The following is a 23,227-nucleotide window of genomic DNA, read 5'->3' as shown; positions in this document are numbered from 1 at the left end:
TCGTTTTCAGTGTCATTCCAGGTTTCATCCTCATGTCCGCACCTTTACGCCTAGCCATCAACGGATACGGTCGCATCGGCCGCTGCGTCCTGCGCGCCCTGGCAGAATCCAGCTACCGCGACACCCTGCGGGTGGTGGCGATCAACGAGCCCGCCGACCTCGAATCCATGGCGTATCTCACCCGTTTCGATTCCACCCACGGCGTGTTTCCCGGCACCGTCGAGGCGGGCGAGGGCAGCTTGCGGGTCAACGGCGCGGACATCCGCGTGTTTCATGCCAGCCGCCCGGCGGACGTGCCGTGGGCCGAACTGCAAGCCGATTTGCTGCTTGAATGCTCGGGGCGTTTTGCCACCCGGGCGCAGTTGCAGGGCTTTCTTGACGCCGGATGCGCGCGGCTGCTGGTCTCCAATCCGGGGCGCGGCGCGAGCGAAGTGGACTGCACCATCGTGTACGGCATCAACGACCAGCTGCTGCAAGCCGGGCAGACCCTCGTCTCGGCGGCGTCGTGTACCACCAATGCCATCGTGCCGGTGCTCGACCTGCTCGATCGGCACCTGGGGGTGCAAAGCGCGTTTCTCACCACCTTGCACTCGGTGATGAACGACCAGCCCATGATCGACGGCTATCACCATTCTGATTTGCGCCGTACCCGTTCGGCCATGCAGTCCATCGTGCCGGTGTCCACCGGCCTGGCGCTGGGGGTAGAGCGCCTGCTGCCGCAGTTGGCCGGGCGCATCCAGGCCAAGGCGGTGCGCGTGCCGATTCTCAATGTGTCGGCCATCGACCTTACCGTCAACCTGGGCAAGCCTACCAGCGTCGAGGCGCTCAATGCCCTGTGCACCGAGGCCGCCGCGCGCCAGCCCGGGTTGCTGGCCTGCACGCGCCAGCCGCATGCCTCGATCGACTTCAACCACAACCCGCACTCGGCGATCATCGACCTGGGCCAGACCCGGGTGAACAACAGCCACTTCGCCAACCTGATGGTGTGGTTCGACAACGAGTGGGGCTTTGCCAACCGCATGCTCGACATCAGCGCGCGCTGGGGCGATTTGTTTCGCTCGCCAGCCGACCCGCGGGCGTAAACTAGCGCCCAGCCGAACCCGGGGTTCTCTTCAATTCCATCGAAACGATACAGGAGTTTGACACCATGGCCAACAGCCGTACCGAAACCGATTCCATGGGCGCCATCGAGGTGCCCGTCGCGCATTATTGGGGGGCGCAGACGCAGCGTTCCATCCAGAATTTCCCCATCGGGGTTGACCGCTTCCGCTGGCAGGCGCCCGTCATCCACGCCCTGGGCGTGCTCAAGAAAGCCGCGGCCCAGGCCAATGCCGAACTGGGCGAACTGCCCGCCGACATCGGCAACCTGATCGTGCGCGCGGCCGACGAAGTCATCGAGGGCAAGCTCAATGCCGAGTTTCCCCTGGTGGTCTTCCAGACCGGCTCGGGCACGCAGTCCAACATGAACGCCAACGAAGTGATCGCCAACCGGGCGATCGAACTGGCCGGCGGCACCATCGGCTCGAAGTCGCCCGTGCACCCCAACGACCACGTCAACCGCGGCCAATCGTCCAACGATACCTTCCCCACGGCGATGCACATTGCCGTGGCCACCGAACTTGCCCGGCAGTTCTTCCCGGCGGTGGGCAAGCTGCGCGCCACGCTCGACGCCAAGGCCAAGGCGTACCAGGCCATCGTGAAGACGGGCCGCACCCACCTGCAGGATGCCACGCCCATTACCCTGGGCCAGGAAATCAGCGCCTGGGTGGCACAGATCGACTTCGCCCTGGATGCCGTGCAGGCCGCGCTGCCGGGCGTCTATGATCTCGCCATCGGCGGCACCGCCGTGGGCACCGGCCTGAACGCTCACCCGCGCTTTGGCGAACTCGCCGCCGCGCGCATCGCCGACATCACGGGCCTGCCTTTCCGCAGCGCCGCCAACAAGTTCTTCGCCCTCTCGGCGCATGACGCGCTGGTGAACATGTCGGCCGCCCTGCGCACCCTGGCGGGCGCCCTGATGAAGATCGCCAACGACGTGCGCTGGCTGGCCAGCGGCCCGCGCTGCGGCATCGGCGAACTCACCATCCCCGAAAACGAACCCGGCTCGTCCATCATGCCGGGCAAGGTCAACCCCACGCAGTGCGAAGCCATGACCATGGTTTGCGTGCAGGTGTTCGGTAACGACGCCGCCGTGGCCTTTGCCGGCTCGCAGGGCAATTTCCAGCTCAATGTCTACAAGCCCGTGATGGTGCACAACGTGCTCGAGAGCATCGGCCTGCTGGCCGATGCCTGCCTGTCGTTCGACGAGCACTGCGCCGTGGGCATCGAGCCCAACACGCCGCGCATCGAAGAAAACCTGAAAAAGAACCTGATGCTGGTCACGGCCCTGAACCGTCACATCGGTTACGACAAGGCCGCCGCCATTGCCAAGAAGGCCCACAAAGAGCACAGCACGCTGCGCGAGGCCGCCCTGGCGCTGGGCTTTCTCACCGATGCGCAGTACGATGAATGGATCGTCCCCCTGGACATGACGCATCCGAGCAAAGGCTGAACCATGGCAGTTACCGTGCAGATCAAGCGGGTCTACGAAGCCGCCGACGCGGCTGACGGCCTGCGCGTGCTGGTCGATCGGCTCTGGCCGCGCGGCATCGCCAAGGCCAAGCTGCACCACGACCTGTGGTGCAAAGACCTGGGCCCCAGCACCGATCTGCGCAACTGGTTCGGGCACCAACCCGAACGCTGGCCGCAGTTCCGCCGCGATTACACGGTCGAACTGCAGGCCGACAGCGCCCAGACCCTGATGCGCTCCATTGCGCAAGCTGTTCAGGGCCGGGCCACCATCACGCTGCTGTACGGCGCCAAAGATACTGAACACAATCAGGCTGTCGTGCTGGCTGACGAATTGCGCACCTTTCTCAAGAACCACCCCGATCTCATCACCACATCTTGATGGGCTTCCAGGCGCGCTGCAGTGCCTGCTTGCGTGCTTGCCGCCTGGAACCCGTCCACGAGCACCTTGAAAGCGCGTGGTATCGACGCGTTCTCGCTCGAAGCACGCCTGCGGGGGCGCGACCGATGCTGGCCGCGTGCGGCCAGGCGGACGCTTACAATAGAGTCGATACAGGCACCAGACCAAAGGGGGGCGGGATGCTGCTGGTTTACTTCAGTTCACAGGCGGTCTGGGCCTTCACGCTGCTGGGCCTGGTGCTGCTGCTGGCGCTGGTCATCGCCATCCAGGCCCACCGCCACCGGGCGCAGGGCGGCAACGAAGAACTGCCCGGCATGCTGGGCGAAGTCACCGAAGCCTCGGATACCCGCGGGCGGGCCTGGGCGCTGGTGCGTGGCGAAATCTGGCAAGTACATGCCGCCGAGCCGCTGCAGCCCGGCGAAACCGTCCGGGTGCTGCGCGTCCGCGGGCTGGTGCTGGGCGTCGAGCGGGTGCCCGCGCACAAACCCTCTACAGGAGATCCATCATGATGTTCCTCGATCTAGGTTCGGGCGCCAGCCTGCTGGTACTGATCTTTCTGCTGCTGGTGCTGTTCAAGCTGTTTCACATCCTGCGCGAATACGATCGGGCCGTCATCTTCACCCTGGGCCGCTATACGGGCACCAAGGGGCCGGGGCTGATCATCGTGATCCCGTTTCTGCAGCAGGTCGTGCGCGTCGATCTGCGGGTGGTCACGCTCGACATCCCGCCACAGGACGTCATCTCGCGCGACAACGTCTCGGTGCAGGTGAACGCCGTGGTGTATTTTCGCGTGGTCGATCCGGCCAAGGCCATCATCCAGGTCGAACACTACCTCGAAGCCACCAGCCAGCTGGCGCAGACGACGCTGCGTGCCGTGCTGGGCAAGCACGAACTCGATGAAATGCTGTCCGAGCGTGAAAAGCTCAATCTCGACGTGCAGACCATTCTGGACGCCCAGACCGACGGCTGGGGCATCAAGGTGACCAACGTCGAAATCAAGCACATCGACCTCAATGAAACCATGGTGCGCGCCATGGCGCGCCAGGCTGAGGCCGAACGCGAGCGCCGCGCCAAGGTGATCCACGCCGAAGGCGAGCGCCAAGCGGCCGAGGCGTTGGCCGAGGCGGCCCACACGCTGGCGCAAGAACCCTCGGCCATGCAGCTGCGCTATCTGGAAACGCTGACACAGGTGGCGGGCGATAAATCGTCCACCCTGGTGTTCCCGATTCCGATCGACCTGCTGGCCGGGTTCATGGGGCGCTCGACTCCGCTTCAGTCAATAGCTGACCAATTACGGCCCCCACGCGCAGATCGTCCAGCTGACCAAAGTGATGCAACCTGACGCGGCCCTCGGCATCCAGGATGACCAGGGTGGGGGTGCCCTGCAGGTGCCAGGCCTGCATGGTGAGCGGAATGGGGTTGCCGCGCGGGTCGGGGCGGTCGATGCCCACCGGGAAATGGATGCGGTATTCGTGCAGAAAGGCGCGCAGCGCCACCTCGGTCATGGCGGCGTGATGCTCGAAGACGGTGTGCAGGCCGATCACCTGCAGGCGCCCCGGCGGAAACGCCTGGCGAATGGCCTTGGCCTGCGGGATGCCGTGCGACACGCAGCCCGGGCACAACATTTGAAACGCGTGCACTACGACCACCGAGCCGCGCAGGTCTTCGAGTGCGAGCGGGGTGTCGGTATTGAGCCAGCTGGCCACGTCCCAGCTGGCCGCCTTATCGCCTACGATCATATATCATGCTCCACATGCTTTGATCTACATCATAGGCCCGTCATAATTCCGGTGGAAGTCCTACAATCCTTGCCGGTATTTCCAACTTGTCCGCAAGGCCATGGTGTAATGACGCGTCGGCCGCTGTTGGCCGGCTGCCTGCCCGCGCGCTGCCACGAGGCGGCGCACGGCGGCAATCCAAACCTGTTTTCCTGAACATCGGAGACTTGCTCGTGAAATTATCTGCACTGGCTTTGTGTATCCCCCTGCTGGCCGCGGGTCAGCTCGCCCATGCCGCGCCCGACTACGCCCAGGTTCATGACATCCTGGCCAAGAACGCCTGCCTGGCCTGTCACGCGGTCGACAAGAAAGTGGTTGGCCCGGCCTATGAAGAAGTGGCCGCCAAGCACAAGGGTCAGGCCGACGCGGCTGAAATCCTGACCAAGCACATCAAGGAAGGCACCAGCGGCAACTACGGCCCCATCCCCATGCCGCCCAACGTCGGCATCTCCGACGCCGACATCAAGACGGTCGTCGAATGGCTGGTGGCTGGCGCGCCTCACTGATCGCTGTCCCCCGAAACCCTGCGGCAGGCATGCGCTGCCCGCAGGGTTTTTCTATTGAAAAACGGAAACTGTGATGTCCCAACAGCAATACGACGTACTGATCATCGGCAGCGGTCTGGCGGGCCTGACCGTGGCGCTGCACCTGGCCGCCGACAAGCGCGTGGCCGTGCTCTCCAAGAAAGCTCTGCTGGACGGTTCCAGCAATTGGGCACAGGGCGGCATCGCCGCCGTGCTCGATTCGCAGGACAGCCATGACAAGCACGTCGCCGACACACAGATCGCGGGCGCCGGGCTGTGCGACCCACAAGCCACCCGCCACATCGTCGAGCAGGGGCCGTCGGCCATCGACTGGCTCATCCAGCTGGGCGTGCCCTTTACCCCCGACCGAGAAGCCGAACTCGGCTTTCATCTGACGCGCGAAGGCGGCCACAGCCAGCGGCGCATCATCCATGCGGCCGACGAAACCGGCCACCGGGTGCAGCTCACGCTCGAACAGCAAGTGCGGGCGCACCACAACATCACGCTGCTGGAATATCACTCGGGCGTCGAACTCATCACCAGCCGCATCCTCGAGCCACAGCCTGCGGGCGCGGCCAGCGAACCGGCGCGCTGCCTGGGGGCCTACGTCTACGACGAGGCCAGCGACCAAGTGCAGACCATCCTCGCACGTTATGTCGTGCTGGCCACGGGCGGCGCGGGCAAGGTCTACCTGCACACCAGCAACCCCGATACTTCCACGGGCGACGGCATCGCCATGGCTTGGCGCGCAGGCTGCCGGGTGGCCAATATGGAATTCATGCAGTTTCACCCCACCTGCATGTACCACCCCCAGGCCAAGTCGTTTCTGATTTCCGAGGCGGTGCGCGGCGAGGGTGGGGTACTGCGCCTGCCCAAGGCTGCCGGCGCGCAGGCGGGCGAGCGCTTCATGCAGTGGCACGACGAGCGCCTCGAACTGGCACCGCGCGACGTGGTGGCCCGGGCCATCGATTTCGAGATCAAGAAGCGCGGCCTCACGCACGTCGATCTGGACATCAGCCACCGCCCGGCCGAATTCATTCGCACCCACTTTCCTACCATTCACGCCCGCTGCCTCGAATTCGGCATCGATATGACGCGCGACCCGATCCCCGTGGTGCCCGCCATGCACTTCACCTGCGGTGGCGTGGTCATCGACTTGAACGGGCGCACCGACATCCCCGGGCTGTACGCCGTGGGCGAGACCGCCTATACCGGCCTGCACGGAGCCAACCGCCTGGCCAGCAATTCGCTGCTCGAATGCCTGGTGGTCGGCCGCAACGCTGCGCACGACATCGACGCGCAGACCAGCCAGGCCGCGCCCGTGGACGGGCAGGTGCGCGACTGGGACGACAGCCGCGCGCGCGACGGCTCGGAAGCCGTGCTCGTGACGCACGCCTGGGACGAAGTGCGCCGCCTGATGTCCAATTACGTGGGCATCGTGCGCACGCAAAAGCGCCTGGGGCGCGCCCGCGAGCGCATCCACCTGTTGGCGCAGGAAATCGAGGCCTATTATCAGGAATACCGCGTCACCAGCGATCTGCTGGAATGCCGCAACCTGATCCAGGTGGCGGCCCTGGTGGTGGCGGCGGCTTCGTCGCGCAAGGAAAGCCGCGGCCTGCATTACTGCCAGGATTTTCCCTGGACGCTGCCGCGTGCGCTGCCCACGGTCATGACGCCGGAAGAGGGGTTTCGCTAGACAAAGCCCCAGCCGGGCAAGGGGCGAAACCGCGCTGTGTCAACGACACAGCGCGGCAAGGTGGATTTGTGGCTACACCAGCCGAAGAGAATAATCCGTGGCCTTGACGTCTTTGGTCAGGCTGCCCACCGAGATGCGATCGACACCGGTCTGGGCGATCGCCCGCACCGTGTCGTGCGTGATGCCGCCCGAGGCTTCGAGCAGGGCACGCCCGGCACTGAGTTGCACAGCGGCGCGCAGCGCGTCGAGCGAAAAGTTGTCGAGCAGCACCGAGCCCGCGCCCGCGTCGAGCGCCTCGCGCAGACCGGCCAGGTCTTCGACCTCGATCTGTACCGGCACATTGTGCGGCAGGGCCTGGGCGGCCCTGAGCGCGGCGGCGATGCCGCCGGCGGCGGCAATGTGGTTTTCCTTGATGAGCACCCCGTCGTAGAGCGCCAGGCGCTGGTTTTTTCCGCCGCCGACGCGCACCGCGTATTTCTGCCCATGGCGCAGGCCGGGCAGCGTCTTGCGGGTGTCCAGAATGGCGGCGCGGGTGCCGCTGGTGAGTTCGGCGTAGCGCCGCGTGGCGCTGGCCACGCCGGAGAACAGCTGCAGGAAGTTGAGGGCGGTGCGCTCGGCCGTCAGCAGTGCCCGGGCGGGCCCGTGCAGGCGGCAGACGACGGCATCGGCTTCCATCCAGTCGCCTTCGGCGTAGGCCCAGTCGATGAGGATGCGTTCATCGACCCGATGCATGATGGCCTCGAACCAGGGCGCGCCGCACAGCACGGCGTCTTCACGCACGATGACACGGGCCGATTCGACCTGGTCGGCGGGGATCAGCAACCCGGTGACGTCGCCCGCGCCAACGTCTTCGGCCAGCGCGCGGTCGATGTTGGCGTCGAAGGCCGCCTGCAGGGCGGCGGGGAAGGGCGCATAGGGGTTGCGCAGGGTGGAGGGTGGCAGGGGGCTCATGCGGGGCCCACTTTGGCGAACAAGGCCTGTTCCTGGGCGAGGTCGCCACTGGGGCGCAGCACCTGCTTGCGCGCCGCGGCAAAGTCGAGCATGCGATCGATGCAGCGCTTGGCCTGGCGCCCCAGGGCCGGATCGAGGTGGACTTCGTTGCTGCCGAATTCGAGCGCGTCGGCCACGCCCTTGAGCGAGTTCATGGCCATCCAGGGGCAGTGCGCACAGCTTTTGCAGGTGGCGGATTCGCCCGCCGTCGGCGCGGCGATGAAGGTCTTGCCGGGGGCGGCCAGGCGCATCTTGTGCAGCAGACCCTGGTCGGTGGCGACGATGAAGGTGCTGGCCGATGATTCGGTGACGGCCTTGAGCAGGCGCGAGGTGGAGCCCACGACGTCGGCCAGGGCCACCACCGATGCCGGAGATTCGGGGTGCACGAGGATCTGCGCATCGGGGTGTTCTTGGCGCAGCAGGTCAAGCTCGACCCCCTTGAATTCGTCGTGCACGGTACAGGAGCCTTGCCACAGCACCATGTCGGCGCCGGTTTGCCGCTGGATGTACGAGCCCAGGTGGCGGTCGGGCGCCCAGAGGATTTTCTTGCCCTGGCGGTGCAGGTCGGCCACGATGTCCAGCCCGATGGAGGAGGTCACCATCCAGTCGGCCTGCGCCTTGACGGCGGCGCTGGTGTTGGCGTAGACCACCACCGTGCGATCCGGGTGCTGGGCACGAAACTGCGCAAAGGCCACGGGGTCGCAACCCAGGTCGAGCGAACAGGTGGCGTCGAGATCGGGCATCAGGATACGCTTTTCGGGGCTGAGGATCTTGGCCGTTTCGCCCATGAAACGCACGCCCGAGACGATGAGGGTCTGCGCGCCGTGATCGCGGCCAAACCGCGCCATCTCGAGCGAATCGGAGACGCAACCGCCGGTTTCCTCGGCCAGATCCTGGATGTCGGCATCGACGTAATAATGGGCCACCAGCACGGCGTCGCGCGCCTTCAGCAGGCCACGGATGCGGTCTTTCTGGAATTCGCGTTCTTCGGCGGACAAGGGGGGATTCACCCGGGCCCAGGCTTCGGCGACACTCAGGGTTCCGCCAGCCATGTCCGGGCGATCGAATTCAACGATTCGTGTACCTGAAGGCATGATGAGAGAGAGAAGGAGTCAAAAAGACAAGGTCAACGCAGGCATCATACGATAAAGCCGTCGCCCCTGTCCGTCATGTTCTTATGCCTTCATACCCGTGCCCCGTGCCTTCATACGTTGGGCAGCCAGTAGGCGTCCAGGTTTTTCAGCTGCCAGGCATCTGGGTCTTCCGGACCCAGGATGCTGTCGCCGCAGGCGGGGTCGGCGAGATCGAGCGGCTCGGGCGCCACGGACGCGTGGGTTTCAGCCGAATAAATGGCGGTGACGCAGGGCGTCAAGAGCGTGTCGGGCCCCACGTCGGTGACCACGGCCAGGCGCTGCGACTTCAGGCGCACGAGCGACCCCACCGGATAGATGCCCACAGCCTTTACGAACGCCTCGAAGATGGGGCGGTCGAAGTGGCCTTCCCAGCGGGCCATCTGGCGCATGGCCTCGGCCGGATTCCAGGGATCCTTGTAGGGACGCACCGAGGTGACGGCGTCGTAGACGTCGCAGACCGCGCCCATGCGCGCCAGCAGCGGGATGGCATCCGCGACAAGGCCGTCGGGGTAGCCCTTGCCGTTGATTTTTTCGTGGTGATGCATCGCTACCGCCTGGACGGCGGGGTCGGCCCCGCCTTCGCGCAGCATGGCCGCCCCGCGCGCCGGGTGACGTTTCATGGCTTTGAACTCGGCGTCGGTGAGCTTGCCAGGCTTGTTGAGGATGTCGAGCGGGATGGCGGCTTTGCCCAGATCGTGCATCAGGCCGCCCAGGCCGGCCAGCTGGGTGAGTCGGTAATCGAGCCGTAACTGCCGCGCCAGGGCCAGCATCAGGGCACAGACCGCAACCGAGTGCAGGTAGGTGCAGTTGTCCTGGGTCTTGAGCCGTGCCACGCTGAGCAGGGCCTGCGGATGGCGTTCGACGGAGTCGGCGATCTGCTGCACCAGGGGAACCGCCGAGCGCGCGTTGATGGCCTTGCCCATGCGGGCCTCGTCGAACATCGAAAGAATCTGGTCTTGCGCCCCCAGGCACAGCTGGCGCGCGTGTTCGACTTCTTCGGCCAGCGTCACGGTGGGCGCCGCCGACAGGCCGCCGTCCGGCGCGGCGTCGGATGACGACAGCATCCAGCCGATTTCGGTGGCGGGACGGCTGCCGGGTTCGTTTTTATCGACCACGATCCAGACGTCGGAGATGCCGCAGCGCTGGATGACCTTGAGGTCGGCAGGAGAGTCAAGCAGGAAATTGCTGCGCCAGAATGGGTGCAGAAACCAGTTGCCGCCCAGCCTGTGGATGTACATGCCAAGACGCAACTTGGAAACCGGGATGCGCTTGATCGACATGGCGTTCTTCATACGATGCGATTATAATGCAGCGCCCGTCATCGGGGAGTAGCCGCCCGGGCCGTCGTGCCCGGGGTTCATGTCAACACACTTGGCCGCCTGGCCATGGCACGAACAGCGACCACGCCTGGCAAGACCGCTGACTGCGCTTCCCGTCGCAAGGGGCCGACGCGAGCGTAGTCGCGTCCGCCCCGTTAGAGCGATCCATGAGCAGTGCCTTCCTCGTTTCCGTGGGCGTCGTCGCCCTGGGTGAAATCGGTGACAAGACCCAGTTGCTGGCCATGGTGCTGGCGGCACGCTATCACCGGCCCCTGCCCATCTGTTTCGGCATCCTGATTGCAACCCTGGTCAACCATGCCATGGCGGGGGCAGTCGGGATTCTACTGGCCGACATGATCCATCCCGACACGCTGCAATGGGTGCTCGGCGTCTCTTTTCTGCTCATGGCGGGCTGGCTGCTCGTTCCCGACAAGATCGATGACGACCCCAAGCCCCTCAACGGCCTGGGGGTCGTCATGACCACCATCGTCATGTTCTTTCTGGCCGAAATGGGTGACAAGACCCAGATCGCCACGGTGGCCCTGGCCGCGCGCTACGACAGCCTGATTGCCGTGGTCGCGGGCAGCACCGTGGGCATGATGCTGGCCAACGTGCCCGCCGTATACCTGGGGGCCAAGGCCGCCGAGCGCTTGCCGCTCAAGCTGGTGCACGGCCTGGCGGCCCTGCTGTTTGCCGCGCTGGGCATCTTCACCTTGCTGAAGGTCAGCGGTCTGGTGGCTGGCTAGACCGGTGCCTGGCCTTGGTGCGTCGATCCGCGACAGTCGGGAAAATCCCCTTTTCCACATCGGGGATTAGGGATATCCCGGGTAATGTGCCTATACTGGCCTTGTGCGAGGCAGAACCCGATCGGAGCGCCGGACATGCCTGCCGCCGCTCGCCGGAAACGATCCAGAACTGCCGCGCGATCTCTCCAAGGCAGGAGTGCGCCATGACGCTCTTCAAACTCGAACAACATCCGGCGGTCTACTTCGCCGACTTCGTTCTGTATCCGGTGGCCATCCTGGCAGGCGTCAGCCTGCTGGCCTGGCGGGGGCAGGGCCCGATCTGGGCCTGGCTGCTGGTCGCCGCGCTGGGCTTTTTCGCCTGGAGCTTCATCGAATACGCCATGCACCGTTTCGTGTTTCACGGCGTGCAGCCTTTCAAGCGCTGGCACGATGAACACCACCGCCGCCCCTTTGCCCTGATCGGCTCTTCCACGCTGGTCAGCATGGCACTGTTTGCCGGGCTCATTTTCTGGCCTCTGTCCCTGCTGGTCGGTGCCTCGATCGCCGGGGCCGCCACGCTGGGGGTCATCGTCGGCTATCTGCTCTACGTCGTGGTGCACCACGCCACGCACCACTGGAAGGCCCGCCCGGGCTCGTGGATGGCCGCGCGCAAACAAGACCACGCCCGGCACCACATGCCGGGCGTCGAGGGCTGGTACGGCGTCACTACGCCGTTCTGGGATCACGTGTTTTCCACTGACACGCGTCCGGCGAATCGCCGATAATCGAGCTCAACGGCCCGCGCTCGCGCGCATGACGCGGCGCGCTGGGGCCGGATACCGCTCGCCGAGCCCGATTTCGACCAGGAGTCACCTCATGTCCCACGCTTTGATGCTCTATACGGATGCACGTTTCATCAGCCCTTACGCCATGTCAGCCTTCGTGGCCCTGGCCGAGAAAGACGTCCCCTTTGAAATGACGCCCGTCGATCTCGCCAAGGGCGAGCAGCGCCAGGCCGATTTTCTGGCGCTCGCACTCACCGGCAAGGTGCCGGCGCTGGTGCACGGAGAATTCACCCTGACGGAATCCACCGCCATCATCGAGTACGTGGACGAAGCCTTCCCCGGCCCGGCGCTCTTTCCGCAAAACCCGCAGCACCGGGCCCGGGCACGCCAGATCCAGGCCTGGGTGCGCACTGACCTCGGCCCGCTGCGCCAGGAGCGCCCCTCGGACATCCTGTTCGAGCCGCCCGTCCAGGCGCTCGCGCCGCTGTCCGGCGAAGCGCAACAGGCGGCGGACAAGCTGCTGCGGGTCGCCGAACAACTGGTGCCCAAGACCGGCCACCTGTTCGATGCCTGGAGCATCGCCGACTTCGACCTGGCCTTCATGCTCAATCGCCTGGTGGCGGGCGGCGACCCCGTCCCGGCGCGTCTGGCCGACTACGTGCACCAGCAGTGGGGGCGCTCGTCGGTGCAGCGCTGGGTGGGCTTCAACGAGCGGCAACGCAAGTAAGCGGTTCGGTCATCGGCCCGGCTTGGCGTCTCAGGCCAGCTGGCAATGCTGCCAGGTGGCCTCGGCAATCAGCGTCTCGGTCAGCGTGCGGATGACTTGCGTCACCGCCGTGACGGTCGGGCGCTCGGGCGCGCTGCGGCTGACACACAGGCTGATTTCACGAAACAGGGGCGGCGTCAGACGGTACGCCTTGATGCTGCCCGCATGAATGTCTTTGTAGGCCGCCGAATACGGCAGAATCGTCGCCGCGATTTCTTCCCGGATTGCGGGGATGAGGATGGCCGACGTGCTGGCCTGTGCCAGCAGCCGGTATTGCAGCCGCGCGTTCATGAAGGCGTAGTCGATGCGCATGCGCAGCTTGTTGGGCGGGCGCGGCAAAATCAGCGGCAGACCCGTCAAGTCCGTGATCGACAGGCGCCCCTCGGGCAGTCGCGCCGCCGGGTGCGCCAGCACCAGCAGTTCTTCGACCACCAGGGGGCGCGTCGACAGGCTGGAAACGTCTTCCTGGTCGGGCGACAGCGAAATGTCCACGCGCCCCTGCTGCAGCATCAGGGTCAGGTCGGCGCTGGGGATGTCCACGATTTCCAGCTCGATGGCAGGGTAGCGCCGCCGCACCTCGCGGATGAGCGGCAAGGCCAGCATGTGCGCCGTGCTGGAGGCCATGGCGACCGAGACCGAGCCCGAGATCTGGTCAGCCTGGCGGCTGAGCATGGTGTAGATGGAATCGACCTGCCGCAAGATGGTCTGCGCCTGGCGGTACAGCAGTTCTCCTTCGGTGGTGGGTTCCACCCCCCGGGGGCCGCGCACGAGCAGCTGCACGCCCAGGTCGTTTTCCAGCAGGGCGATCTGCTGGCTGAGGGCGGGCTGGGCCACGTGCAGGCTCTCGGCGGCGTGTGTCATGTTGCGCAGCTCGACGATGCGTACGAAGTAGGAAAACTGCCGCAGATTCACCATGGTACACACATAAGTTGAGCTTATTGCTCGATTAGAACACGGTATTTGTCGGTCCGATATGCTTTGGCTAGCATAGTCTCCAACAAGAGGAGACGCACCATGAGCATGCCGTTGGCGGGATTGAAAGTTCTGGATCTGACGCGCGCCCTGTCGGGCCCGTTCAGCACCATGATTCTGGCCGATCTGGGGGCCGAAGTCATCAAAGTCGAGCCTTCCGCAGGGGGCGACATGATCCGCCAATGGGGGCCGTTTGACCAGGACATCAGCGTCTACTACCTGAGCGCCAACCGAAATAAGAAAGGCATAGAGCTCAACTTCCGCGACCCCGAAGGGCTGGCCCTCATCCGCCGCATGGCGGGGCAGGTCGATGTGCTCGTCGAAAACTTCAAGGTGGGCACCATGGAATCCATGGGCCTGGGCTACGACGAACTGGCGCGCGGCAACCCAGGCCTCATCATGGCGTCGATCTCGGGCTTTGGCCGCACGGGGCCGGCCAGCGGCTGGGCGGGCTTCGATCAGATCGCCCAGGGCTATTCCGGCTTCATGAGCCTGAGCGGCACCCCCGAAAGCGGCCCCATGCGCGTCGGCACCGCCATCGGCGACCTGACCTCGGGCATGTGGCTGGTCATCGGCATCCTGTCAGCGCTGGTGCAGCGCCAGCAAGACGGGTGCGGGCAGCACGTCGATACCTCGCTGCTGGGCAGCCTCATGGGCCTGCTCAGCGTCCAGGGCCAGCGCTATCTGAGCGTGGGCGAAGTGCCCCAGCCCTGTGGCAATGTCCACCCCGTGATCGCCCCCTACGGCACGTTCGAGGCCGCCGACGGCCCGATCAACCTGGCGCCCGCCACGCAGGCCATGTGGCTCAAGCTGTGCAAGCTGCTCGACCTCCAGCACCTGGGCAGCGACCCGCGCTTCCTGACGAACGCCGACCGCATGCAGCACCGCCACGAACTCAAGGATCTGCTGGAAACCCGTCTCAAGACCCGCTCGCGCATGGCGTGGACGAGCCTGCTGATCGCCGAGCAGATCCCCGCCGGGCCGATCAACTCGCTGGATGACGTCTTCAAGGACGCCCAGGTGCTGGCCCAGGGGCTGGTGGAGACCGTCCGCCATCCGCTGCTGGGCGAACTGCGCCAGGTGGGGCTGCCGATTCGCAGCTCGGCCGACCCCGCGCGCCGCAGCGTGCGCATGCCGCCGCCCATCCTGGGCGAGCACACGCAAGAAGTTTTGCGCGATTTCGGCTTGTCCGCCGAGGAAATCGCCCGCCTGCGGGCCGACGGCGTCGTGCGCCAGGCGGATCTCGACGCCGTCTTGCAGCAGGCGGGGGGGCAGTCATGAGCGCCGCACCCAGCCAGGCACCGGTGGCGGATACCGCCCCGCAGCTGGAGATCGCGGGGCGCATCGCCACGATCCGGCTGAACAACCCGAGCCGCAGCAACCGGCTCTCGCCCGCCGATCTCGACGCCTTGCGCGAGCACGTCGCCCGCGTCAACCAGCAGCCCGACGTGCTGGTGCTGCGCTTCATCGCCACGGGCAAATATTTCTGCAGCGGCTATGACATTTCCTCGCTGTCGAGCGAAACGGCGCCCAGCTCGCTGTATTTTGGCGAAACCATCGACCTGATCGAAAGCGCGCGCCCGGTGACGATCGCCGCCGTGCAGGGCGGGGCCTACGGCGGCGGCACCGACCTCTGCCTGGCCTGCGATTTTCGCCTGGGCACGCCGCAGGCCAATATGTTCATGCCCGCCGTGCGCCTGGGCCTGCACTTCTATCCGGGCGGCATGCGCCGCTACCTGTCCCGGCTGGGCGTCAACGCGGCCCGGCGCCTGTTTCTCACGGGCGAGCAGATCCAGGCCGACGAAATGCTAAAAATCGGATTCCTGACCGAGCTGGTGGACGCCGACGCGCTGCCAGCGCGCACCGAGGCCCTGAGCGCGCAATTGGCAGGCATGGCGCCGCTGGCGCTGCTGGGCATCAAGCACGATCTCAACGGCCTGATCAACGGCAGCTTCGACGTCCAGGCCAATGCCCAGGCCGTGCGGCGCTCCGAAGCTTCCGCGGATATGAAAGAGGGCGCCCTGGCCTGGAAGGAAAAACGCGCCGCCCGCTTTCAGGGCCGGTAAGCCGGGCGGCCCGTCCGGCCCGATCCACGAACCCACGATCCGCACACGATAAAGACAAGGAGACAAGCACCATGGATACGCCCCAACAGCCCCTCGACATCGCCCTGGCCCACGCGCAGCGGCTGTCCGGCAAGCACCTGTACGCGGGCACGCTGCAGGCGGCCCTGTCGGGCAAGACCTTCCCGGTGGCCAGCCCGGCCACGCGCCTGCAGATCGGCACGGCGGCCGACGGCAATGCCGACGACGTGGCAGCCGCCGTGGGCGCCGCCGCAGCCGCGCAGCCCGAGTGGGCCGCCATGAGCCCGCGCGCCCGCGGCAAGATCCTCTGCCAGGCGGCGGCCCAGCTGACGCAGCATACGGAAGAAATCGCCACGCTGCTGGCCCTGGAAACCGGCAAGGCCATCCGTACCGAAAGCCGCGTCGAGGCCAACGTGCTGGCCGACTGCTTCGAGTTCTATGGCGGCCTGGGCAGCGAGCTGAAGGGCGAGACGATTCCGTTTGCGCCCAACATGCTGGTGTTCACGCAGCGTGAGCCCATCGGCGTCGTGGCGGCCATCCTGCCCTGGAACGCGCCCCTGATGCTGATGGCCTTCAAGATCGCGCCGGCGCTGGTCGCGGGCAATACCGTCGTCGTCAAGTCCGCCGAAGAAGCGCCGCTCTCGACGCTGTTCGTCGTCGAGCTGCTCAACCGCTGCCTGCCCGCGGGCGTGGTCAACATCCTGTCGGGGTTCGGGCCGTCGTGCGGCGGCCCCCTGGTGGCCGACCGGCGGATCGGCAAGGTCACCTTCACCGGATCGGTGGACACGGGCAAGGTCATCGCCCACGCCGCCGCCGAGCGGCTGATTCCCACGACGCTGGAGCTGGGCGGCAAGAGCCCGATGATCGTGATGGAGGACGCCGACCTCGATCGCACGGTGGCGGGCGCGGTGGCGGGCATGCGCTTCACCCGCCAGGGGCAAAGCTGCACCGCCGCCTCGCGCATGCTGGTGCACCGCTCGCTGCGCGACCAGTTTGTCGAGCGCATGGCCGAGAAGGTCAATGCCATGCGCATGGGCGACCCGCTGGACGAGACCACCGACATCGGCACCATCATCTCCACCGGGCAGTACGACCGGGTGCGTTCGTACCTCGACCTGGGCCGGCAGATCCCCGACGTGCAGACCCTGCAGCTGTCGGCCATGCCCGAGGCGCCGGCCCTGAAAAACGGCCTCTTCATCCAACCCACCGTGTTCGTCGGGGTCGATAACGACAACCGCCTGGCGCGCGAGGAAATCTTCGGGCCGGTCACCTGCGTCATCCCCTTCGATACCTACGAGCAGGCCATCACCATGGCCAACGACTCGGACTACGGCCTGGCGGCCACCATCTGGACGAGCAACCTGCAGCGGGCCCTGGATGCCACCCGGCGCCTGCAGGCGGGCTTCGTGCAGGTCAACCAGAACATCGTGGCGCAGCCCGGGCTGTCGTATGGCGGCATCAAGCAATCGGGCCTGGGCAAGGAAGCCTCGATGGAGGCCATGCTGGATCACTTCACTCAGAAAAAGACCGTGCTGATCAGCCGCGACTGAGTACGCCCGCGGCCCCGCGCCGCAGGCCCTGGACAGGCCATGACGAAAGGGTGGAGCCCATGGAACGAGACGGCAACGGCTTTCTGACTGCGGTCAACGTCAGAAAGACCTACGACCACAAGCACCTGGTGGTCAAAGACTTCAACATCTGCGTGGAGCAGGGCGAGTTCATCACGCTGCTCGGGCCCTCGGGCTCGGGCAAGACGACGGTGCTGATGATGCTGGCCGGCTTCGAGTCGGTGACCAGCGGCGACATCCGCGTGGACGGCGCGTCGTTCCTGAACCGGCCGCCGCACAAGCGCGACATCGGCATGGTGTTCCAGAACTATGCCCTGTTTCCCAACATGACCGTGGCGGAAAACCTGGCCTACCCGCTGGAAGTCCGCAAGATGAAGGCCGCGGACGTGCGCGCCCGGGTCAGCCATTTTCTCAAGATGATCGAGCTGCAGGACTTCGGCGCGCGCTATCCCAACCAGCTCTCGGGCGGCCAGAAGCAGCGCGTGGCGCTGGCGCGATCGCTGATCTTCGAGCCCAAGCTCGTGCTCATGGACGAGCCGCTGGGGGCCCTGGACAAGAAGCTGCGCGAGCAGATGCAGTTTGAAATCACCAGCATCCACAAGAAGCTGGGCTTTACCGTGGTCTACGTGACGCACGACCAAGTCGAGGCTCTGACCATGTCCAGCCGGATCGCCGTCTTCAACCAGGGCGTGGTGCAGCAGTACGCCAGTCCGACCGAACTGTACGAACGCCCGGCCAACGCCTTCGTGGCTGATTTCATCGGCGAGAACAATCTCATCTCGGGTCGGGTCGCCTCGATCGACGCGGGCGTGGCCACGGTGGAGCTGAGCGGCCAGACCGTCATCCGCGCCCAGGTGGGCGACGCGCTGGGTCCCGGCCAGTCTTGCTTCGTCTCCGTACGGCCCGAAAAACTGACGCTGGGCGGCGAGCGGGACGGGTGCGAAAACCGCATCCGCGCCCGGCTGGTCGCCAGCCATTACGTCGGCGATTTCATCCGCCATTACCTGGAACTGGAAGGAGGCACGCAACTCATCGTCAAGGAACTCAGCGACATCCACCAGCAGCCGTACCCGGAAGGCACGCTGCTGGACGTCTCCTGGCACGTCCAGGGGTGCTTTGCATTCTCGATTCAATAACAGATGGCAAGCCCGGCCGCAGAAGCCGGGCCATTCGACCCGAGGAGACTCTGATGCACAAGCGATTGAAACTATCCGCGGCCATCCTGGCCTGCGGCCTGCTGGGCAGCGGCGCCGCTGCCGCCGCCGACAACCTGACGTTCGTCTCGTTTGGCGGCGCCTGGGGCGCGGCCCAGAAAAAGCACATGATCGACCCCTACGAGAAAGAGACCGGGGCCAAGATCCTGTTCCAGAACTACACGGGCGGCACGGCGCAGATCAAGGCCCAGGTCGAGTCGGGCAACGTGCTCTGGGACGTCGTCGATTTCGAGACGATCGACCTGCAGCGCGCCTGCGACGACGGCCTGCTGGAGACCATCCCGCGCGACGCGATTCCGGCGGGCGCCGATGGCGTGGCAGCGAAGGACGATTTCATCCAGGGCACGTTCAATGAAAGCCCCTGCGGGATCAGCGAAGTGGTCTGGAGCATCGTCTACGCCTACAACAAGGATACCGTCGGCGCGACGCCGCCAACGTCCATCCGCGACGTCTTCGACACCCAGAAAATCCCCGGCAAGCGCGGCTTGCGCAAGAAGGCCCAGATCAATCTCGAATGGGCGCTGCTGGCCGATGGCGTGCCGGCCAGCGACGTCTACAAGGTGCTGGCCACCAAGGAAGGGCAGGATCGGGCCTTCAACAAGCTGAACTCGATCAAGAAGGACATCGTCTGGTTCGACAGCTGGTCACAGGCGCCCGGCCTGCTCAACAGCGGCTCCACCGTCATGGTGCAGTCGGCCAACGGCCGCCTGAGCGACGTTATCCGGCACGAGAACAAGCCCTTCGCCATCGTCTGGGACGGCAACGTCCATGACCTCGAAGCGCTGGGCATCGTCAAGGGCAGCAAGAACAAGGCGGCGGCGCTGAAGTTCGTCCTGTTCGCCACGGGCACCAAGCCGCTGGCCGGCATGCAGGACGTTGATTACGGGCCGGTGCGCAAATCATCCCTGGCGCTGGTGGCCCCGGACATCGCCGAGAACCTGCCCAGCAAGCACGTGGCCGAAGGCCTGCGCGCCGATTCCAATTTCTGGGCCGACTTCGACGAGACGCTCAACGAGCGCTTCAACCAGTGGCTGCTGCAGCCGTAGCGGGCTGACGCGCAACCGTCGGGCGTGGCTGCGGGATGCAGGGCCGCCACGCCCCCACCAGACATGCTTCAGGAAGGATGACGATGACCAGGGCAAGCATTTCAACGGGCCAGCCGTTGCCCCCTTTCGAGCAGTCGGCCTCCGCCGCCTTGTCGCAGGCGGAAGCGCGCGGCATCGACCGGCACCTCAGGCAGCGGCGGCGCATGGCCTTCCTGCTGGTCGCCCCCTTGCTCGTCTTCCTGCTCGTCGCTTTCTTCGCCCCGATCGGCTCGATGCTGTTTCGCAGCGTCTACAGCCCGGCCGTGCACAATCTCATTCCCCAGACCCTGGATCGGCTGGCCGCCTGGGATCAGACCGCGCCGCCGCCCGACGCCACGCTGAAGACCTTCGCCGTCGAACTCAAAGCGCTCGCGCAGCAACGCCAGGAAGGCGAGCTGGGCGCGGCCATCAACCAGGTCAGCCCGGGGGCCGCCAGCCTGTTCAAGATGACGGGCCGGCGCATCCGCGGTGTGGACGTCGGGGCCATGCCGGACGCCCAGGCCAGCCAGTGGCTGCGGGACGTCAACCCGGACTGGCACGACACCGCGCTCTGGCAGGCGGTCGCCGAGGCCGGCAACACCTACACCGCGCGCAACTATCTCAAGGCCGCCGGGTTCGATTTCAAGAACGGTGCCTTCACCCGCTCGGACACGGCGGCCATCTACCAGACGCTGTACCTGAAGACGCTGGGCATCGCTTTTTCCATCACGGTGCTGTGCATCGTGCTGGGCTATCCGCTGGCGTACTACCTGGCCAAGGCCCCCAGCAAGACGGCCAACGCCCTGATGATCCTCGTGCTGCTGCCGTTCTGGACGTCCCTGCTGGTGCGCACGACCTCGTGGATCGCGCTGCTGCAGACCGATGGCGTGGTCAACACGGTGCTGCTGCGCCTGGGGCTGATCGACGCGCCGCTGGACTTGCTGTACACGCGCTTTGCCACCGTCATCGCCATGACGCACATTCTTTTGCCCTTCATGATCCTGCCGCTGTACAGCGTGATGCGTGGCATCGACCCGAGCTACATGCGGGCCGCGGTGTCCATGGGCAGCACGCCGCTGCGGGCCTTCTTCCGGGTGTTCTTTCCCCTGACGCTGGCTGGGCTGAGCGCCGGCACGCTGCTCGTCTTCATCATTTCGGTGGGCTACTACATCACGCCGGCCCTGGTGGGCGGCAGCGACGGGCAGATGATCTCCAACGTCATCGCCTTCAACATTCAGAGCACCAACAACTGGGGGCTGGCCGCAGCCCTGGGCTCGATCCTGCTGGCGATCATCCTGCTGCTGTACTGGGTCTACGACCGGCTGGTCGGCGCGGGCAATCTGAAACTGGGGTAGGGGGGCCATCCACATGAATCCGTCTGCAATCATCTACGGCGTGCGCGACCACTGGGGCGCCGGCCTGCTCAGGCTGTTTTCCTGGGCCGTGCTGCTGTTCCTGATCTTTCCCGTGCTGGTCATCATCCCCCTGTCGTTCAACGCCGAGCCCTTTTTCACCTTCACGCCCGGCATGCTGCGCCTGGATGCCGGTGCCTATTCGCTGAAGTGGTACGCCGCCATCTTTGAGAGCGAGAACTGGCTGCTGGCCATCAAGAACAGCTTTTTCATCGGCATCGTCGCCACCCTCCTGGCCTCCGTGCTGGGCACGGTCGCCGCAGTGGGGCTGGCGCGCGAGGAGATGCCCTGCCGGCGCTTCATTACGGCGGCCATCCTGTCGCCCATGATCGTGCCGCTCATCATCGTAGCGGCGGGGATGTTCTTCTTTTACTCCCGCTTCAATCTCGTGGCGAGCTACACGGGCATCATCATCGCCCACGCCGCACTGGGCGCGCCCTTCGTCGTCATCACCGTCACCGCATCGCTGCAGGGCTTCGACCAGTCGCTCTACCGGGCGGGCCTGAGCCTGGGGGCGCCGCCGCTGAAAGTCTACAAGGACGTCGTGCTGCCCGTGATCCGCCCCGGGATGATTTCGGGCGCCCTGTTCGCCTTCGTGACGTCCTTCGATGAAATCGTGCTCGTGCTGTTCCTGGCCGGGCCGCAGCAGCAGACCGTGCCCCGGCAGATGTTCTCCGGGCTGCGCGAAATCATCAGCCCAACGATCCTCGCCGTGGCCACGCTGCTGATCCTGACCTCGATCGTCTTCCTGGTCAGCCTCGAAGCCCTGCGGCGGCGGGCGGAGCACGCCAGGCAGGCGTCCCCTGAAGATCACCCGGTTCTTTCCTGAAATCCCATCCCTTCCTGAAAGGAGCATACGACCATGAGCAGCAGCACCTTGAATGCCCAGCCTGGGCAGCGCACGCAAAACATCCTGACGGAACGGGAGCGGGAACTGGCGCAACTGGCCGCCCGCTGCCTGCCGGGCGGCACGTTCGGCAACCTGCCCGAGCAGATCGTCATCGCCCGGGGGCAGGGGGGCCGCGTGTGGGACGAGAGCGACAACGAGTACATCGACTACCTGATCGGCTCGGGCCCGATGCTGGTGGGCCACAACCAGGCGGACGTCACGGCCGCCGTGCTGGCCCAGTTGCCCCAGGGCACCACCTTTTTCGCCAACAACCGGCCCGGCATCGAACTCGCGCAAGAGATCGTCGCGGCGGTTCCGTGCGCCGAGAAAGTCCGTTTCGTCTCTTCGGGCACCGAGGCCGACTTCTTCGCCATGCGGCTGGCGCGCGCCTTTCGCCAGCGCGACAAGATCCTGAAGTTCGAGGGCGGCTACCACGGCATGAGCGACTACGGCCTGATGAGCCTGGCACCCACCCGCGCGCCTACGTTTCCCGAGCCGATTCCCGACTCGCCGGGCATCCCGCGCAGCGTGCGCGACGAGGTGGTGGTCGCCCCCTTCAACGACACCGACACCGCGGTGGCGTTCATCCGCGCGCACGCCGATGAGCTCGCGGCGGTCATCGTCGAGCCGATCCAGCGCCTGATCGCCCCGCGCCCGGGCTTTCTGGAGGCGCTGCGCGAGGTCACCGCCGAGACGGGCGTGCTGCTGATCTTCGACGAAGTGGTCACTGGCTTTCGCATGGCCTATGGCGGCGCGCAGGCCTACTTCGGGATCACGCCGGACATCTGCACCCTGGGCAAGGCCTGCGGCGGTGGCTTCCCGCTGGCCGCGATCGCGGGCCGCGCGGACATCATGGCGCTGTTCGACCGCGCCGAGGTCGGCGCCGACCGCTTCCTGGTGCAGATCGGCACCCTGAGCGGCAACCCCATCGCCGCCGCCGCGGGCCTGGCGACCCTGAAGTTGCTGCGCCAGTCGGGCGTCTATGAGGCCTTCTTCGCCACCGGGAAGACGCTGCGCGACACCCTGGCCGAGATGCTCCGGCAGGCGGATCTGCCCGCCCAGGTGCTGGGCGTCGAGCCGCTGTTCGACGTCATCTTCCACCGCGACGAGATCCGCGATTACCGCGACACGATCAACGGCGACGCCTGGCTGACCAAGCGCTTCAACGTCCTGCTGCGCGAGCGCGGGATCTTCAAGGGAGACACGAAATACTACGTCTGCATGGCGCACGGCGCGGACGAAGTCCGGCAGACGATCGATGCCTGGGGTTCGGCCATCGACGCGCTGCGGCACGACATGCAGCACCGGCCCGGCTGAGCGCCACCGCGTCGCCCGATGAC

General features: G+C 65.9%; 23 protein-coding genes and 1 riboswitch. Of the genes, 18 read left to right on the top strand and 5 right to left on the bottom strand.

Annotated elements, in window-relative coordinates; genetic code table 11:
• The first annotated feature begins 32 nt into the window (after positions 1 to 32).
• The 5 genes from CCA01S_RS08790 (at position 33) to CCA01S_RS08770 (ending at position 4,310) form a co-directional block, all read left to right on the top strand.
• Positions 33 to 1,082, top strand: coding sequence for a type I glyceraldehyde-3-phosphate dehydrogenase (locus CCA01S_RS08790; RefSeq protein WP_066457024.1), 1,050 nt, complete (start codon positions 33 to 35; stop codon positions 1,080 to 1,082).
• A gap of 65 nt (positions 1,083 to 1,147) precedes the next feature.
• Positions 1,148 to 2,551 (top strand): class II fumarate hydratase, encoded by a 1,404-nt coding sequence (fumC, locus tag CCA01S_RS08785; protein WP_066457022.1) that lies wholly within the window; start codon positions 1,148 to 1,150, stop codon positions 2,549 to 2,551.
• 3 nt (positions 2,552 to 2,554) lie between these two features.
• Positions 2,555 to 2,950: a DUF488 domain-containing protein gene (locus CCA01S_RS08780; protein WP_066457014.1), complete on the top strand. Its 396-nt coding sequence runs from the start codon at positions 2,555 to 2,557 to the stop codon at positions 2,948 to 2,950.
• Positions 2,951 to 3,147: 197 nt separating this feature from the next.
• The gene (locus CCA01S_RS15825) at positions 3,148 to 3,477 is read left to right on the top strand and encodes an NfeD family protein (RefSeq protein WP_066457010.1); all 330 of its coding nucleotides are present in this window, start codon (positions 3,148 to 3,150) and stop codon (positions 3,475 to 3,477) included.
• Complete coding sequence (locus CCA01S_RS08770; RefSeq protein WP_084386635.1) at positions 3,477 to 4,310, top strand: slipin family protein; 834 nt, start codon at positions 3,477 to 3,479, stop codon at positions 4,308 to 4,310. The genes CCA01S_RS15825 and CCA01S_RS08770 overlap by 1 nt, the downstream gene beginning before the upstream one ends.
• Here the strand turns inward: CCA01S_RS08770 and CCA01S_RS08765 are convergent.
• Complete coding sequence (locus CCA01S_RS08765; RefSeq protein WP_066457005.1) at positions 4,219 to 4,707, bottom strand: redoxin domain-containing protein; 489 nt, start codon at positions 4,705 to 4,707, stop codon at positions 4,219 to 4,221. The two genes, CCA01S_RS08770 and CCA01S_RS08765, sit on opposite strands and share 92 nt — an antisense overlap.
• 212 nt (positions 4,708 to 4,919) lie before the next feature.
• Here CCA01S_RS08765 and CCA01S_RS08760 point away from each other — a divergent pair, with 212 nt between their 5' ends.
• Both CCA01S_RS08760 and nadB read left to right on the top strand, forming a co-directional pair.
• On the top strand, positions 4,920 to 5,252 hold the full coding sequence (locus CCA01S_RS08760; protein ID WP_066457089.1) for a c-type cytochrome: 333 nt from the start codon (positions 4,920 to 4,922) through the stop codon (positions 5,250 to 5,252).
• Between the two features lie 73 nt (positions 5,253 to 5,325).
• A complete protein-coding gene (gene nadB, locus CCA01S_RS08755; protein WP_066457003.1) occupies positions 5,326 to 6,966 on the top strand; it encodes an L-aspartate oxidase in 1,641 nt (546 codons plus the stop codon).
• A gap of 72 nt (positions 6,967 to 7,038) precedes the next feature.
• On the opposite strand, the gene nadC is transcribed toward nadB, so the two are convergent.
• From nadC to CCA01S_RS08740, 3 genes are all read right to left on the bottom strand, one after another.
• Entirely contained in the window at positions 7,039 to 7,917 is an 879-nt protein-coding gene (gene nadC / locus CCA01S_RS08750; protein ID WP_066457000.1) for a carboxylating nicotinate-nucleotide diphosphorylase, read from the bottom strand.
• Positions 7,914 to 9,050, bottom strand: a complete 1,137-nt coding sequence (nadA, locus tag CCA01S_RS08745; protein WP_066456998.1) for a quinolinate synthase NadA — start codon at positions 9,048 to 9,050, stop codon at positions 7,914 to 7,916. The genes nadC and nadA overlap by 4 nt, the downstream gene beginning before the upstream one ends.
• A 110-nt stretch (positions 9,051 to 9,160) precedes the next feature.
• Positions 9,161 to 10,369 carry an HD-GYP domain-containing protein gene (locus CCA01S_RS08740; protein WP_084386626.1) on the bottom strand — a complete coding sequence of 403 codons (1,209 nt, stop codon included), beginning with the start codon at positions 10,367 to 10,369 and terminating at the stop codon, positions 9,161 to 9,163.
• A 20-nt stretch (positions 10,370 to 10,389) separates the two neighbouring features.
• A riboswitch (yybP-ykoY riboswitch) is annotated at positions 10,390 to 10,553 on the top strand.
• A gap of 22 nt (positions 10,554 to 10,575) precedes the next feature.
• On the opposite strand from CCA01S_RS08740, the gene CCA01S_RS08735 reads away from it, so the two are divergent.
• From CCA01S_RS08735 to yfcF, 3 genes are all read left to right on the top strand, one after another.
• Positions 10,576 to 11,154, top strand: coding sequence for a TMEM165/GDT1 family protein (locus tag CCA01S_RS08735; protein ID WP_066456990.1), 579 nt, complete (start codon positions 10,576 to 10,578; stop codon positions 11,152 to 11,154).
• Positions 11,155 to 11,357: 203 nt separating this feature from the next.
• Positions 11,358 to 11,918 (top strand): sterol desaturase family protein, encoded by a 561-nt coding sequence (locus CCA01S_RS08730; RefSeq protein ID WP_066456988.1) that lies wholly within the window; start codon positions 11,358 to 11,360, stop codon positions 11,916 to 11,918.
• 91 nt (positions 11,919 to 12,009) lie between these two features.
• Positions 12,010 to 12,645, top strand: coding sequence for a glutathione transferase (gene yfcF, locus CCA01S_RS08725; protein WP_066456986.1), 636 nt, complete (start codon positions 12,010 to 12,012; stop codon positions 12,643 to 12,645).
• A gap of 30 nt (positions 12,646 to 12,675) precedes the next feature.
• Here yfcF and CCA01S_RS08720 read toward each other — a convergent pair whose 3' ends face one another.
• The gene (locus CCA01S_RS08720) at positions 12,676 to 13,599 is read right to left on the bottom strand and encodes a LysR substrate-binding domain-containing protein (RefSeq protein WP_232305016.1); all 924 of its coding nucleotides are present in this window, start codon (positions 13,597 to 13,599) and stop codon (positions 12,676 to 12,678) included.
• 99 nt (positions 13,600 to 13,698) lie between these two features.
• On the opposite strand from CCA01S_RS08720, the gene CCA01S_RS08715 reads away from it, so the two are divergent.
• The 8 genes from CCA01S_RS08715 to CCA01S_RS08680 all read left to right on the top strand — a co-directional run bounded on the left by CCA01S_RS08715 (position 13,699) and on the right by CCA01S_RS08680 (position 23,204).
• On the top strand, positions 13,699 to 14,937 hold the full coding sequence (locus CCA01S_RS08715; RefSeq protein WP_066456984.1) for a CaiB/BaiF CoA transferase family protein: 1,239 nt from the start codon (positions 13,699 to 13,701) through the stop codon (positions 14,935 to 14,937).
• On the top strand, positions 14,934 to 15,722 hold the full coding sequence (locus CCA01S_RS08710) for an enoyl-CoA hydratase/isomerase family protein (protein WP_066456982.1): 789 nt from the start codon (positions 14,934 to 14,936) through the stop codon (positions 15,720 to 15,722). The genes CCA01S_RS08715 and CCA01S_RS08710 overlap by 4 nt, the downstream gene beginning before the upstream one ends.
• A gap of 71 nt (positions 15,723 to 15,793) precedes the next feature.
• Positions 15,794 to 17,290, top strand: a complete 1,497-nt coding sequence (locus tag CCA01S_RS08705; protein ID WP_066456978.1) for an aldehyde dehydrogenase family protein — start codon at positions 15,794 to 15,796, stop codon at positions 17,288 to 17,290.
• 59 nt (positions 17,291 to 17,349) lie between these two features.
• On the top strand, positions 17,350 to 18,444 hold the full coding sequence (locus tag CCA01S_RS08700) for an ABC transporter ATP-binding protein (RefSeq protein ID WP_066456976.1): 1,095 nt from the start codon (positions 17,350 to 17,352) through the stop codon (positions 18,442 to 18,444).
• Positions 18,445 to 18,497: 53 nt separating this feature from the next.
• Positions 18,498 to 19,568, top strand: coding sequence for an ABC transporter substrate-binding protein (locus tag CCA01S_RS08695; protein WP_066456974.1), 1,071 nt, complete (start codon positions 18,498 to 18,500; stop codon positions 19,566 to 19,568).
• A gap of 83 nt (positions 19,569 to 19,651) precedes the next feature.
• Entirely contained in the window at positions 19,652 to 20,941 is a 1,290-nt protein-coding gene (locus CCA01S_RS08690; RefSeq protein ID WP_084386625.1) for an ABC transporter permease, read from the top strand.
• Between the two features lie 13 nt (positions 20,942 to 20,954).
• A complete protein-coding gene (locus CCA01S_RS08685; protein WP_066456972.1) occupies positions 20,955 to 21,827 on the top strand; it encodes an ABC transporter permease in 873 nt (290 codons plus the stop codon).
• Between the two features lie 33 nt (positions 21,828 to 21,860).
• Positions 21,861 to 23,204: an aspartate aminotransferase family protein gene (locus CCA01S_RS08680; protein ID WP_084386624.1), complete on the top strand. Its 1,344-nt coding sequence runs from the start codon at positions 21,861 to 21,863 to the stop codon at positions 23,202 to 23,204.
• Positions 23,205 to 23,227 lie beyond the last annotated feature (23 nt).

It is taken from the genome of Castellaniella caeni NBRC 101664 (genome assembly GCF_001592225.1).
Classification (GTDB): domain Bacteria; phylum Pseudomonadota; class Gammaproteobacteria; order Burkholderiales; family Burkholderiaceae_B; genus Castellaniella; species Castellaniella caeni.
This window is presented reverse-complemented; position numbering and strand designations above follow the sequence as displayed.